This is a genomic window from Polaribacter dokdonensis (assembly GCF_024362345.1).
In the GTDB taxonomy this organism is placed as follows: Bacteria; Bacteroidota; Bacteroidia; order Flavobacteriales; family Flavobacteriaceae; genus Polaribacter; species Polaribacter dokdonensis.
The window spans coordinates 792,536-806,583 of record NZ_CP101505.1 but is presented as its reverse complement, the minus strand read 5'-3'; the positions used below and the strand labels follow the sequence as shown (position 1 = coordinate 806,583).

The following is a 14,048-nucleotide window of genomic DNA, read 5'->3' as shown; positions in this document are numbered from 1 at the left end:
TAAAAAGGAAATTGTAACTGTTAGTAAAGACACCCTATTATTTCAAGTGTTACAATACCGAATGTTAATTAAATCTTAAAAGCATATTAAAATGAATTTTTAAGTTCTTTTTGATGTCATTATCATAATATTAACTCCAAGAATTCTAGAAAATAAAAAGAATTGATTTTATTTTATTTTTTTTAAAAAACTTTGGTTGCTTTCTCTATTGAATTTGTATTTTTGTTTACGTTTTTTAAAAGGATACAAATGAACTTACACGAATATCAAGGAAAAGAAATTTTAAATAGTTTTGGTGTTAGAATTCAAAGAGGAATTGTAGCAAGTACACCAATAGAAGCTGTTGCAGCTGCTAAGAAATTAACTGAAGAAACAGGCACAGGTTGGCATGTTATAAAAGCTCAGGTTCATGCAGGTGGACGTGGAAAAGGTGGAGGAGTAAAACTAGCTAAAAACTTAGAGCAAGTAGAAAGTATTGCTGATGATATTTTAGGTATGATGTTAATTACGCCTCAAACTTCTGCAGAAGGTAAGTTAGTAAACCAAGTTTTGGTTGCTGAGGATGTTTATTATCCTGGAGATTCTGAACCAGAAGAATATTACATGTCAGTGTTATTAAACAGAGCAACTGGTAAAAACATGATTATGTATTCTACAGAAGGTGGAATGGATATTGAAACTGTTGCAGAAGAAACTCCGCATTTAATTTTTACAGAAGAAATAGATCCATTATTAGGTTTAATGCCTTTTCAAGCAAGAAAAGTTGCTTTTAACTTAGGTTTATCTGGAACTGCATTTAAAGAAATGACAAAATTCGTTTCTGCTTTATATACTGCTTATATTAAATCTGATTCTTCTATGTTTGAGATTAACCCAGTATTAAAAACATCTGACGATAAAATTATGGCTGTAGATGCTAAAGTTTCTTTAGATGAAAATGCTTTATTTAGACATAAAGATTATGCTGCAATGCGTGATTTAAGAGAAGAAAATCCAATTGAGGTTGAAGCTAAAGCTGCTGGTTTAAACTATGTAGATTTAGATGGTAATGTTGGTTGTATGGTAAATGGTGCTGGTTTAGCAATGGGAACTATGGATTTAATTAAAGAATCTGGAGGAGAACCTGCTAACTTTTTAGATGTTGGTGGTACAGCAGATGCACAAAGAGTTGAAACTGCTTTTGGTATCATTTTAAAAGATGAAAACGTAAAAGCTATTTTAGTAAATATTTTTGGAGGTATTGTACGTTGTGACAGAGTTGCACAAGGTGTTGTAGATGCTTACCAAAGTATGGGAGACAAGATTACTGTACCAATTATTTGTAGATTACAAGGTACTAATGCAAAAGAAGCAAAAGAATTGATTGATAATTCTGGAATGGAGATTATTTCTGCAACAGAATTTCAAGAAGCAGCAGATAAAGTTGCTGAAGTTTTAGAAGCTTAATTCTTAAGTTGATATAAAATAAAAAACCTCGCATTTGCGAGGTTTTTTATTTTATTAAAGGTTTTCTTATGATACTTGCTCTTTTAAAACTGCAATTTCATCTCGTAATTTTGCAGCTACTATAAAGTCTAAACCTTTTGCAGCAGCTTCCATTTGTTTACGTTTTTTACGTATTCTATCTTGAATTTCCTCTTTTGGTAAGTATTGCAACTCTTGCTCTGCAGCTTTAGTAATTGCATTATCATAATGATAACTAGAAACAGCAGATTTTGTTAAAGTATCTTCTATCTTTTTGTTAATTTGTGTAGGTACTTTATTGTGTTTAGTATTGTAAGCGATTTGTATTTCTCTTCTTCTTTCTGTTTCATCAATTGTTTTTTGCATACTATCTGTAACTTTATCAGCATACATGATTGCAAGCCCATTTACATTTCTTGCAGCTCTACCAACAGTTTGAGTAAGTGATTTGTTATTACGTAAGAATCCTTCTTTGTCTGCATCTAGTATAGCAACTAGAGAAACTTCAGGTAAATCTAACCCTTCTCTTAATAAATTTACACCTATTAGTACATCAAATAAACCTTTACGCAAATCTTGCATAATTTCTACACGCTCTAAGGTATCTACATCAGAATGTATATATCTACATCTAATATCAACTCTTGTTAGGTATTTAGTTAATTCCTCTGCCATTCTTTTGGTTAAAGTAGTAACTAAAGTACGTTCGTCTTTTTCAACTCTTAATTGAATTTCTTCAATCAAATCATCAATCTGATTTAAACTTGGTCTTACCTCAATTGGAGGATCTAATAAACCTGTAGGCCTAATAATTTGTTCTACAAATACACCTTCTGATTTCTGTAATTCGTAATCTGCAGGAGTTGCAGAAACAAAAATGGTTTGATTTTGAATAGCTTCAAACTCATCAAACTTTAAAGGTCTGTTATCCATAGCTGCAGGTAATCGAAAACCATATTCAACTAAGTTTTCTTTTCTACTTCTATCTCCTCCATACATAGCATGTGTTTGAGGAACTGTAACATGACTTTCATCGATTACCATTAAATAATCATCAGGAAAATAATCTAACAAACAGAAAGGTCTTGTGCCTGGTTCACGACCATCTAAATAGCGTGAATAGTTTTCAATACCAGAACAATAACCCAACTCACGAATCATTTCTAAATCAAACTCTGTACGTTCTTCTAGTCTTTTTGCTTCTAGTGGTTTACCAATTTCTTTAAAATAATTAACCTGCTTTACCATATCTTCTTGAATCTGATGAATGGCATCTTGTAAAACATCAGGTGAAGTAACAAATAGATTTGCAGGATATATGGTTAAATGTTCAAACTTCTCAATTACGTTGTTGTTTTCTAAATCAAAAGCTTCAATTTCTTCAATTTCATCACCAAAAAAATGAACTCGATAACCATTATCTCCATAAGAAGGGTAAATGGTTACAACATCTCCTTTCACCTTAAACTTTCCGCTTTTTATTTCAATCTCTGTTCTAGAGTATAAACTCGTAACTAATTGATGTAAAAATGTTGTTCTTGATATTTGCTGACCAACCCTTACAGGAATTACATTCTTCTTAAATTCTGTAGGGTTTCCAATACCATATAAACAAGAAACAGAAGCTACAACTAGAACATCTCTTCTACCTGAAAGTAGGGAAGAGGTTGTACTTAAACGTAAACGCTCAATATCTTCATTAATAGATAAATCTTTTTCTATATAAGTACCTGAAACTGGTATGTAAGCTTCTGGTTGATAATAATCGTAGTAAGACACAAAATACTCCACAGCATTTTCAGGAAAAAACTGCTTAAACTCAGAATACAATTGGGCAGCTAGTGTTTTGTTGTGTGCCAAAACTAAAGTTGGTTTTTTTACTTCTTTAACAACATTGGCTATTGTAAAGGTTTTACCAGAACCAGTAACTCCTAAAAGTGTTTGAAACTTCTCATTTTGTTTTACACCTTCAGATAATTGTTTAATAGCTTCTGGCTGATCTCCTGTTGGAGAAAATTCTGATTTTATTTTAAATTGCATACTGTAAAAATACGGATACTTAAAGAGTATAAAAAATAGAAAATTTTAAAATTCGCGTTAAATTTTGCTGACCTTTCTAATTGTGTTATTTTAGAGTATGGATTTGTTTTCTTCAGAAAAAATAAAGAATATTTTACCTTTTGATGGGGTAACCAATTATCATGGAATTGTATTAAATAATGAGCAATGCAATTTTTACTATAATGAGTTGATGCAGAAAATCAAATGGAAAAATGATGAAGCTATTATTTTTGGTAAACGAATTATCACCAAAAGAAAAGTAGCTTGGTATGGAGAATCTGAATATTCATACACCTATTCTAAAGTAACCAAAAAAGCCAATATTTGGATACCTGAATTATTAGAACTTAAAGCAATAGTAGAAAAAGAAAGTAATGAAAATTATAATTCTTGCTTGTTAAACTTATATCATTCAGGAGATGAAGGCATGGCTTATCATTCAGATGGAGAAAAAATGATGAAAAAAGATGGTGCAATAGCATCATTGTCTTTAGGAGCTGAGCGTAAATTTTCCTTTAAACATAAAAAGAATAAACAAAGAGTAGATGTTATTTTAGAAAGAGGAAGCTTATTGGTAATGAAAGAAGGTACTCAAACCAATTGGTTACACAGATTGCCACCCACTAGAAAAGTAAATTCTCCTAGAATTAATTTAACTTTTAGAACAATAGAATTATAACTGATTGCCTATTTTTGCACAAAATTTAATCTTTGGATACTAACAATCAAAAATCTACCAATCTCAATAAATACATCAGTTCTTCTGGAATCTGTTCTAGAAGAGAAGCTGAAAAATTTATAAAAGAAGGCAGAGTTACCATAAATGGAAAACCTACTCAACTTGGAAATAGAGTAGCTAAAAATGATGTTGTAAAATTAGATGGTAGAATTGTTAAGCCTAAAGATGTAACCATTTATATTGCCTTAAATAAACCTGTAGGTATTGTGTCTACTACAGATGGTAGAGAGCCCAACAATATAGTAAAGCACATCAATTATCCTGAACGTTTATTTCCTATAGGACGTTTAGATAAACCCTCTGAAGGATTGATTTTTTTAACCAATGATGGAGATATTGTAAACAAGATTTTAAGAGCAGGTAACAATCATGAGAAAGAATATTTTGTTACAGTTAATAAATCAATCACAGAAGATTTTATAGAAAAAATGAGTAATGGAATTCCTATTTTAGGAACTGTAACTCAGAAATGTTTGGTAGAAAAGGTAAACGATAAAATCTTTAAAATTATACTTACCCAAGGTTTAAATAGGCAAATTCGAAGAATGTGCGAATATTTAGATTATGAGGTAACTAAATTAAAGCGCACCAGAATTATGAATGTAGAGCTAGGTTATCTGCAAACTGGTGATTGGCGTGAATTAACAGAAGAGGAAATGAATGAAATTAATAGCATGATTTCATCTTCTTCTAAAACAGAAGAAGCCTCTAAAATAAAAGAAAAGCCAAAAGCTAAAAAGCCTAAGAAGAAGTTAGCACCTGCTAAAAACGATTTTAATAAAAAGAGCGCTTCTTTTAGAAAATCATCACCTAAAAATAAACGCAAAAACACCTCATTTTCATCTAAGAGAAAAAGAAGGTAAACAAATCCAGATCCCTTTTAAAATTAGGATTTATTTAATTTTTCAATTCTTAAATAGTACTATCTTTGCCCACAATGAAATTCGATTTAAAACTTACAGATCCTAAAAGTAAAGCTAGAGCAGGATCTATTACTACAGCTCATGGAGTTATTGAAACTCCTATTTTTATGCCTGTAGGTACTGTTGGTACTGTAAAAGGTGTTCATCAAACAGAATTAAAAAATGATATCAATCCAGATATCATTTTAGGAAATACGTATCACTTATATTTAAGACCAAAATTAGATATTTTAGAGAAAGCTGGTGGTTTACATAAGTTTATGAATTGGGATAGAAATATCTTAACAGACTCTGGAGGTTACCAAGTATATTCTTTATCTGGTAGAAGAAAAATTAACGAAGAAGGTGTAAAGTTTAAAAGTCACATAGATGGTTCTATGCACTTTTTTACACCAGAAAATGTTATGGAAACTCAAAGAACCATTGGTGCAGATTTCATTATGGCTTTTGATGAGTGCACACCTTATCCTTGTGATTATAATTACGCAAAACGATCTATGCATATGACTCATAGATGGTTAAAAAGATGTATAAATCATTTAGAAGATTTACCTTTTAAATATGGTTTTGAGCAAACATTTATGCCAATTGTACAAGGAAGTACTTATAAAGATTTAAGAAGACAATCTGCTGAATATATTGCTAATTCAGACCAGAAAGCAAATGCAATTGGTGGTCTTTCTGTAGGTGAACCTGCAGAAGAAATGTATGCAATGACAGAAGTAGTTACAGAAATTTTACCAGAAGATAAGCCTCGTTATTTAATGGGTGTAGGTACACCAATAAATATTTTAGAAAATATTGCTTTAGGTATTGATATGTTTGATTGTGTAATGCCTACTAGAAATGCAAGAAATGGAATGTTGTTTACAGCTCATGGTTCTATAAACATCAAAAATAAAAAGTGGGCAGAAGATTTTTCGCCTATAGATGAAATGGGTATTACCTCTGTAGATACTATGTATTCTAAAGCCTATTTACGTCATTTATTTGTATCTAAAGAAATGTTGGGTAAACAGATAGCATCAATCCATAATTTAGGGTTTTATGTATGGTTAACTCGTGAAGCAAGAAAGCATATTATTGCTGGTGATTTTAGGGAATGGAAAGATATGATGGTTAAACAAATGGATAAACGTTTGTAATTTGAAAATTTTAGATTGGTACATATTAAAACGATTTTTGGTAACTTTTTTGTTTACCTTGTTAATATTGATTCCAATTGCTATTGCTATAGATATAGCAGAAAAAATAGATAATTTTTTAGAACATCAAGATTTAGGCTTTTTACAAATTGTAGATGAGTATTACATAAACTTCATTATCTATTATGCCAATACATTTATGCCTTTGGCTCTGTTTATTGCAGTAATTCTATTTACTTCTAAACTTTCTAACAATACAGAAATTATTGCAATAAATAATGCAAAGATTTCGTTTACAAGATTCTTGTTACCTTATTTTATTGGGGCTACTTTAATTACTTTATTGTCTTTGGCAATGAATCATTTTGTAGTGCCAAGTAGTAGTAAAATTCGTAAAAAGTTCGAGCTAACTTACATCAAAAATAAACGTCAGAATCAACAATTTAAGTATGTGAGTGATTTTAGTTTACAGCTCACAGATAGCACATATATTTTTATAAGAAACTTTAATACACAAAGTAATGCAGGTTATGATTTTACTTCTGAAGTGTATGATGGTTTAAATATGAAATCTAAACTTGTTGCAGATAACATTAGATATAATGATAAAGATTCTTCTTTTTTACTTCAAAATTGGAGGTTAAGAAGAATTTATGAAGATAAAGACAGTATTTTTTCTGGAAACAAAATAGATACCGTTTTTAATTTTACGCCTAAAGATTTAATTTATAAATCTGCATTATCACAAGAAATGCCTTCTGATGAACTATTGAAGTTTATTGAGATTTCTGAGAAGAGAGGTGTTAAAAATTTGAATGCCTATTTAGTAGAATTTCACAAAAGAACAAGTTTACCAATTGCCTCTTACGTATTAACTATTATTGCTGTTGCTCTTGCTTTTAGAAAGAGAAGGGGAGGTACAGGAGTTAATTTGGCAATAGGTGTTGGTATGATGTTTATTTATGTTTTTCTCTTAAAAATATCTGAAGTATTAGGTGCTGTTGCTGGTGTAAATTCGTTAGTTTATGTTTGGATGCCAAATATCTTTTTTGGTTCTATTGCTTTATATCTTTATTTAAATGCAAGAAAATAAGCTTAAAAATTATCTGCTATTACATTTTATAGTATTTATTTGGGGTTTTACAGCCATTTTAGGTGCATTAATTACTATTGATGCAATTCCTTTGGTGTTTTTTAGAATGGGGTTGGCTGTAGTATTTATAGCTTTGTATTTTCTTATCAAAAAAAAATCTTTTTATTTAGACAGAACTGGCATTTTTAAGTTTTTAATAACTGGTATTATTATTGCCACTCATTGGATTTTCTTCTTTAAAGCAATAAAGGTTTCAAATGTGTCTGTAGCTTTAGTAACTATGAGTACAGGAGCTTTTTTTACGTCTTTAATCGAACCTGTTTTTTTTAGAAGACGTATTAAATCATTAGAAATAATACTAGGTCTGTTTGTTATTGTTGGTTTGTATATCATTTTTAATTTTGAAAGTCAGTATCAATTAGGAATTATTTATGCATTAATTTCTTCCTTTTTAGGCTCTTTGTTTGCTGTATTAAATGGTTTGTTTGTAAAGAAATATGATGAAAATAGAATCTCTCTTTATCAACTATTATTTGGGACTTTATTTGTGCTGATTTATCTAATTATAAATAGACAAATTACCATAGAGTTTTTTCAGTTACAGAAAATGGATTGGTTTTATCTATTTGTTTTAAGTAGTGTTTGTACAGCCTACGCTTTTATAGCTTCTGTAAAAGTGATGAAATACATTTCTCCATATACAGTAATGCTTACCATTAATTTAGAACCTATTTATGCAATAATTTTAGCATTATTTATTTTTGGGGATAAAGAAAAAATGAATCCTGAATTTTATTTAGGAGCAGCAATTGTTTTAGGCGTTGTTTTAGCAAATGGAGTTATTAAAAATAGAGCAACTATTAAAGAAAAGTTGAAGCGAAAGGTGGGGGCAAAAAAGTAAATCCTTTTCGTGTAAAAAAGCAAATTTTGTAGTATGTTTGTTTCTTCTATTAACTAAATCAAAATAACTAAAAATGGAATATTTAGATTTTGAAATGCCAATTAAAGAGCTTGAAGATCAGTTGGAAAAGTGTCAGATAATTGGTGAAGAAAGTGATGTTGATGTTACTGCAACCTGCAAGAAAATTGAAAAAAAACTAGTTGACGCTAGAAAAAATATATATAAAAACTTAACTCCTTGGCAAAGAGTACAATTGTCAAGACACCCAAACAGACCTTATACATTAGATTACATTAAAGCCATTTGTGGAGATACTTTTATGGAGCTTCATGGAGATAGAAATGTAAAAGATGATAAAGCAATGATAGGTGGTTTAGGTAAAATCGGCGATCAATCTTTTATGTTTATTGGTCAGCAAAAAGGTTTTAACACAAAAACGCGTCAGTATAGAAATTTTGGGATGGCTAACCCAGAAGGATATCGTAAAGCTTTACGTTTAATGAAAATGGCAGAGAAGTTTAATATTCCTGTTGTAACTTTATTAGATACACCTGGTGCTTACCCTGGTTTAGAAGCAGAAGAAAGAGGACAAGGAGAAGCTATTGCTAGAAATATTTTAGAAATGACTCGTTTAAAAACGCCAATTATAACAATTGTTATTGGTGAAGGAGCTTCTGGAGGTGCTTTAGGAATAGGAGTAGGAGATAGAGTATACATGATGGAAAACACTTGGTATACTGTAATTTCACCTGAATCTTGTTCATCTATTTTATGGAGAAGTTGGGAGTTTAAAGAACAAGCAGCTGAAGCATTAAAATTAACAGGTGCTGATATGAAGCGATTAAAATTAATAGATGCTATTATTAAAGAACCAGTTGGAGGAGCGCATTCAGATAGAGCAGGTGCGTTTAAAGCAGTAAAAAACCAAATTTTAAAGGCTTTTGATCAACTTAAAGATTTATCTCATTCAGATTTAGTTTCTAAAAGAATGGATAAATACGCTGATATGGGTGTGTATAAAGAGTAATTAAAAACTTATTCAATCATAAAAAAAGCGAAATTCTATAAAGAATTTCGCTTTTTTTATAATTGGAAATTAGGTAAAATCTACACTTGAATTACATTCGTCTATAGATAATTGTTGTTAAACTGACAATGGCCTGTTAAACTTTATTTGGGTAGTATCTTTGTTTAAAAGTAATCGATATTCATCATAAATATCAACTACTTATTGATTAATCCCTAAATATTGAGTTATGTTTAAAAGTACCCTACAACAGATTTTTCTATTTTTAGTTACCCTTAGTTTAGTTTATTTTACTGGTAAACATTTAATGTCTCAAAATGGCTTAGAATCATTTTTAGATTTTGGAGTAGGAATGGTTTTCTTCTTTTCCTTTATCTTCTTTATGAACTATTTTTTAAGATTAAGCAGTAAAGTTGTTAGTTCTATTGGATATTAAATTCCCAAAGAAGTAAAAAGATTTTTTAAGTTAGGATCTGAAGGTCTTGGTGCATTAGCGTCTACAATATTCCCTTTAGGATCTATTAAAATAAATCTTGGTATTGTGTTTATTTTATAAGCTTGTTGGAAAGAAAAATCTTCTCCAGACCATAAGTGAACACCACTCATGTTTTTATCTTTTACAAAGTTTCTCCATTTTTTTTCAGCAGTTTCCCAAGAACCACCACTTCTCTGAGATTCATCAGTAGAAATACTTACAAAAGCAATATTTTTATTTTTATACTCTTCTTCTAATTGCTGTAAAAAAGGTATTTGTTGAATACAAGGCCCACACCAAGTTGCCCACACGTCTATGTAAACAAATTTTCCTTTAAAAGAACTTAGAGATTTTGTACCACCTTTTATATCAACATAATTTGTAAATACTGGTGATGGTCTTCCTTTACCCATTATTAGGTTTTCTTTGTACGCATTTTCGAAATAAGCAACCATTTGCTCATTCTGTATTTTAATAGAAGCGTAAAAAGCAGAATCTAAATCATTGTAAGAGTTTAAAATACTATCATACTCAAACTTTATCTGATCTACTTTTTTTCTGAAGGCTTTTTCTTCTAAAGTTATAATATTTTGAGGGTTACCAATACTTTGACTTTTTTGAATCTGTGCAATTACAAAATTGCTATTTTCTGCTCCTTTACCTGAAAATATAAAGCTATCCATAAACTGGTCTGCATCGCCCTTTAAAGTAACATCATATCCGTTTTTAAGAAAGATAGGTGCTCTTTTGCTTGGACTTGTAAAAAGTGTGTAAATTTCTCCTTTAGAAGCGTTTAGTTTTAGAGTATCCTTAAAAACTCCATATTCATCAATTTTAATTTCTTTTAAGATTCCATTTTTATCTGCAATAGATAAAATAGAATCTTGACTGTTTTCTAAACTTCCAGAAATGGTTACATAGTCTGTTTCTGTTTGTTTTTGGCAAGCAGTTAATAATAGAACGCTAAAAACTAGGAGTATAAATTTATTCATCTTTATGTATATAAGTTACAAAGATAAAATTTTGATGTCAGATATTGGGTTATTGAGTAAGTATAAATGCTATAAAAAAGTAAGCGTCGTTTTAAATTAAAAAACGACGACTTACCAAGTAAACTAATAAAACCAAGTATTAGTATAATTATTAGAGTTAGCTATTCTAATAAAGTTGTTATAAAATTAAATATTGTTATTGTTAAGGTAATTATGATTTTTACGAGTGATAATCCTTTTACAAAGCTCATTTTGTTGGTTGGTTTAAAGAAATCTAAAGGCTTTTAGAAAGCCTTTAGAAAACTATTTTGGTTGATTGATGATCTATTAATTGGCTGATATACTTCCTCCTGAAGTAGATGATTTTTTCACATTTTTAGGATTACCTTTAAAATCGATATCTCCACCACTTGTTGCTCTTGCATCTAAACTTACAGATGCATAAATATTAATGTCTGCACCACTTGTAACATTTACAGTAACGTTTTCGCTTCTTAAACCATAAGCATCTATAGAAGCACCACTTGTTGCACTAGAAGTATGGTTTATAGTAGATCCATTCAACTCAATATCAGAACCACTTGTTGCAGTACTAATTACTGAATTCGCTTTTAATTCTACATTTATATCTGCACCACTTGTACAAATAATATTAATATTTTGTACGCTTAATTCTTCTTCTGTATAAACATCAGAACCACTTGTAGCTACTAAGCTTGTTAAATCTTTTACAGTTACATATACTTTCTTTGCTTTGGCATTCCAAATATTTTTCTCTGAATAAATTTTTAACTCTCCATTTTCTACTTCAGTAAAAATAATTTCATGCAAGTTTTCATCTGCTTCTAAAGTAACTTTGTTTTCAGTTCCTTGAGATAAGTAAAGATCTAAACCTGTACTAACCTTAATTTTGGTAAAATCTTCAGCTACAGTTCTGTCTGCAACTTCTACATTTTTATTTCCATTTACGCTATTTAGCATATTCATGTTACATGAACTTAGCATAAGTGTTACTGATAAAAAGAATACAATTTGTTTGGTGATAGATTTCATAATAGTTGATTTTTTTAAATTTTGTTACATGTCAAATGTCTTACAATAGACGCTTAATTTTAAAAAATAGTTGCCCAATTGTAGAATTAAAGTACTGAAGTGTTAAATCACTTCAATACTTTTTTCTTTTACAATAACTTCTATCTTTTCATCATCCATTTTCTTGCCTTCATTTATTACTTCTAACTTAGAATTTGTTACACAGTCTGTACAATCTAAAGTTGTTTCTGTCATTATAAAATGATGTTTAGCCATATCTCTATCTCTAATATCACCTGTGTTTTCTACATCATATAAGAAATTACGAGTGCTATTGTCAAAAAATACAGTTACACCTTCTGGAATAAAAATTGCGATGTTTATTTTTTCTTCTTTCCAAATATTCTTAAAATCTGATAAGAAAAACGCATCTAAAACAATCGTATTATCAATAATCTCAAAATCATATTCTATTTTCTTAGAATTGTTTTTGGCTGATAATTTATTTTTACCTCTAGATTCTTTCTGAATAATCATATAACTTTCATCAGAATTACTTCTTTCTACATTTACATTAATATAGCTTGAGTAAACTTTCTTTTCTCCATCTATTAAAATTTCTTCTTTACCTGAAGTTCTTCTTAAATTATGTCTATAGAGAATAGTGTCATCATTTACCATTTTAATAGATAAGGTATCATTGGCAACAAAGTTTAATTCATTCTTTTCTGTTGAAATACCATAGTTTGAGTGAGATGATCCAAACTCAATACCAGTAAAAATCATAGCTAGTAAAGATAAAATCCAAATACCTAAAAGTGTTAATGATGTAGGTTTGTTTAACTTTTGTACGTTGCTAGATAATATTCTAAGACCAAGAATAAATAGTACTAAAAACGGAATTCCTATTAATAAGAAAGAACATAATGTTAATAACCAAACTGGTAAAATAGCATCGTGAAAGAATGGAGGATAGGTAACAAAATCTCCATCTACATTTAACCATTCTAAACTCCCTACAGAAAACCCTCCTATAATAAGAGATAAAATAACAGCAGCAGATACAAAGATGATGATTACACCAATAAACTTACCAATAACTTTAAATACAGCTAATATAATTTTACCTATAGTATCAAAAAAGTCACTTGCTCCATTATTTTTTGCGGTCTTTCCCGAAAATGTTTTACTCATTTTATCAGAAAATTCGTTGGCACCTTCCTTTAATTTTTCTGAGGCTTGATTGGCAACAACTCTTACATTTTCTGATACATTATTAAACTCTTCACGAATTTTTTTCTCTATATTATCTATGTTAACAGGCTCACCTTCCATCTGTAATTTTTCTGCAGTAGTTTTAGCTTCTGGCAATAAAATCCAAAGAATAATGTATAGAATTACACCAAAACCAGCTCCAAAAAATAATGCTAATAAACCAAGTCTTATCCAAATGGTATCAATATCAAAATAATGTGCAATTCCAGATGCTACACCACCTAAGAATTTATCATCACCATCTCTAAATAACTTTTTACCAGATGCACTATTTCTTTTATAAGAGTAACTAGAATCACTATATGCTTCTTCTGCATCTGCATAATCTTCTGGTTGCCCCATAATTTTAATAACATCATCTATATCACCTTCGTTAACAACTTGTCTAGCATCAGTAATCTTTTCAGATAAAAGTTCGCTAATTCTTGCTTCTATATCTGCAATAATTTCGTTTTTACCTTGAGGATCGTCGCTTAAAGACCTAGAAATAGACTCTAGATATCTTTTTAATTTTTGATAGGCAACTTCGTCTATATGGAAGAAAAATCCGCCTAAATTTATGTTTATAGTCTTATTCATTTGTAGTTGATTTTTTGCTAGTTACTTGGTTAACTGAGTTTATTAAATTGGTCCATGTTTTGTCTAATTCTTTTAAAAACATGCCTCCATTTTCTGTTAAAACATAGTATTTTCTTGGTGGTCCAGAGGTTGATTCTTCCCATCTATAAGTTAATAGACCTGCGTTTTTTAAACGAGTTAATAACGGATATATGGTTCCTTCAACCACAATCATTTCTGCACTTTTTAGCGATGATAAAATTTCAGAAGTATATGCATCCCCACTATTTAGAATAGATAGAATACAAAACTCTAAAACACCTTTTCGCATTTGTGCTTTTGTGTTTTCAATCTTCATGTATT

General features: G+C 29.8%; 13 protein-coding genes. 8 read left to right on the top strand and 5 right to left on the bottom strand.

The window, feature by feature from the left end:
* Positions 1-249: 249 nt before the first annotated feature.
* A complete protein-coding gene (gene sucC, locus LPB302_RS03710; RefSeq protein WP_015480465.1) occupies positions 250-1,446 on the top strand; it encodes an ADP-forming succinate--CoA ligase subunit beta in 1,197 nt (398 codons plus the stop codon).
* 66 nt (positions 1,447-1,512) lie between these two features.
* On the opposite strand, the gene uvrB is transcribed toward sucC, so the two are convergent.
* Positions 1,513-3,504 carry an excinuclease ABC subunit UvrB gene (gene uvrB / locus LPB302_RS03705; RefSeq protein WP_053974982.1) on the bottom strand — a complete coding sequence of 664 codons (1,992 nt, stop codon included), beginning with the start codon at positions 3,502-3,504 and terminating at the stop codon, positions 1,513-1,515.
* Between the two features lie 97 nt (positions 3,505-3,601).
* Here uvrB and LPB302_RS03700 point away from each other — a divergent pair, with 97 nt between their 5' ends.
* From LPB302_RS03700 to LPB302_RS03670, 7 genes are all read left to right on the top strand, one after another.
* A complete protein-coding gene (locus tag LPB302_RS03700) occupies positions 3,602-4,204 on the top strand; it encodes an alpha-ketoglutarate-dependent dioxygenase AlkB family protein (protein ID WP_053974981.1) in 603 nt (200 codons plus the stop codon).
* A gap of 32 nt (positions 4,205-4,236) precedes the next feature.
* Positions 4,237-5,127, top strand: coding sequence for a 23S rRNA pseudouridine(2604) synthase RluF (gene rluF / locus LPB302_RS03695; protein WP_053974980.1), 891 nt, complete (start codon positions 4,237-4,239; stop codon positions 5,125-5,127).
* 74 nt (positions 5,128-5,201) lie between these two features.
* On the top strand, positions 5,202-6,332 hold the full coding sequence (tgt, locus tag LPB302_RS03690) for a tRNA guanosine(34) transglycosylase Tgt (RefSeq protein WP_053974979.1): 1,131 nt from the start codon (positions 5,202-5,204) through the stop codon (positions 6,330-6,332).
* Between the two features lies 1 nt (position 6,333).
* The gene (locus LPB302_RS03685; RefSeq protein ID WP_074613560.1) at positions 6,334-7,425 is read left to right on the top strand and encodes an LptF/LptG family permease; all 1,092 of its coding nucleotides are present in this window, start codon (positions 6,334-6,336) and stop codon (positions 7,423-7,425) included.
* A complete protein-coding gene (locus LPB302_RS03680) occupies positions 7,412-8,326 on the top strand; it encodes a DMT family transporter (protein WP_053974978.1) in 915 nt (304 codons plus the stop codon). Before LPB302_RS03685 ends, LPB302_RS03680 begins: the two co-directional genes overlap by 14 nt.
* Before the next feature lie 73 nt (positions 8,327-8,399).
* Positions 8,400-9,353 (top strand): acetyl-CoA carboxylase carboxyltransferase subunit alpha, encoded by a 954-nt coding sequence (locus tag LPB302_RS03675; protein WP_053974977.1) that lies wholly within the window; start codon positions 8,400-8,402, stop codon positions 9,351-9,353.
* Between the two features lie 229 nt (positions 9,354-9,582).
* On the top strand, positions 9,583-9,789 hold the full coding sequence (locus LPB302_RS03670; protein ID WP_074613559.1) for a hypothetical protein: 207 nt from the start codon (positions 9,583-9,585) through the stop codon (positions 9,787-9,789).
* Here the strand turns inward: LPB302_RS03670 and LPB302_RS03665 are convergent.
* From LPB302_RS03665 to LPB302_RS03650, 4 genes are all read right to left on the bottom strand, one after another.
* On the bottom strand, positions 9,786-10,820 hold the full coding sequence (locus tag LPB302_RS03665) for a TlpA family protein disulfide reductase (RefSeq protein ID WP_053974976.1): 1,035 nt from the start codon (positions 10,818-10,820) through the stop codon (positions 9,786-9,788). The genes LPB302_RS03670 and LPB302_RS03665 overlap by 4 nt on opposite strands.
* Positions 10,821-11,147: 327 nt before the next feature.
* Complete coding sequence (locus LPB302_RS03660) at positions 11,148-11,873, bottom strand: head GIN domain-containing protein (protein ID WP_053974975.1); 726 nt, start codon at positions 11,871-11,873, stop codon at positions 11,148-11,150.
* Between the two features lie 102 nt (positions 11,874-11,975).
* Positions 11,976-13,706, bottom strand: coding sequence for a PspC domain-containing protein (locus LPB302_RS03655; protein ID WP_053974974.1), 1,731 nt, complete (start codon positions 13,704-13,706; stop codon positions 11,976-11,978).
* On the bottom strand, positions 13,699-14,043 hold the full coding sequence (locus LPB302_RS03650) for a PadR family transcriptional regulator (protein ID WP_053974973.1): 345 nt from the start codon (positions 14,041-14,043) through the stop codon (positions 13,699-13,701). The genes LPB302_RS03655 and LPB302_RS03650 overlap by 8 nt, the downstream gene beginning before the upstream one ends.
* Positions 14,044-14,048 lie beyond the last annotated feature (5 nt).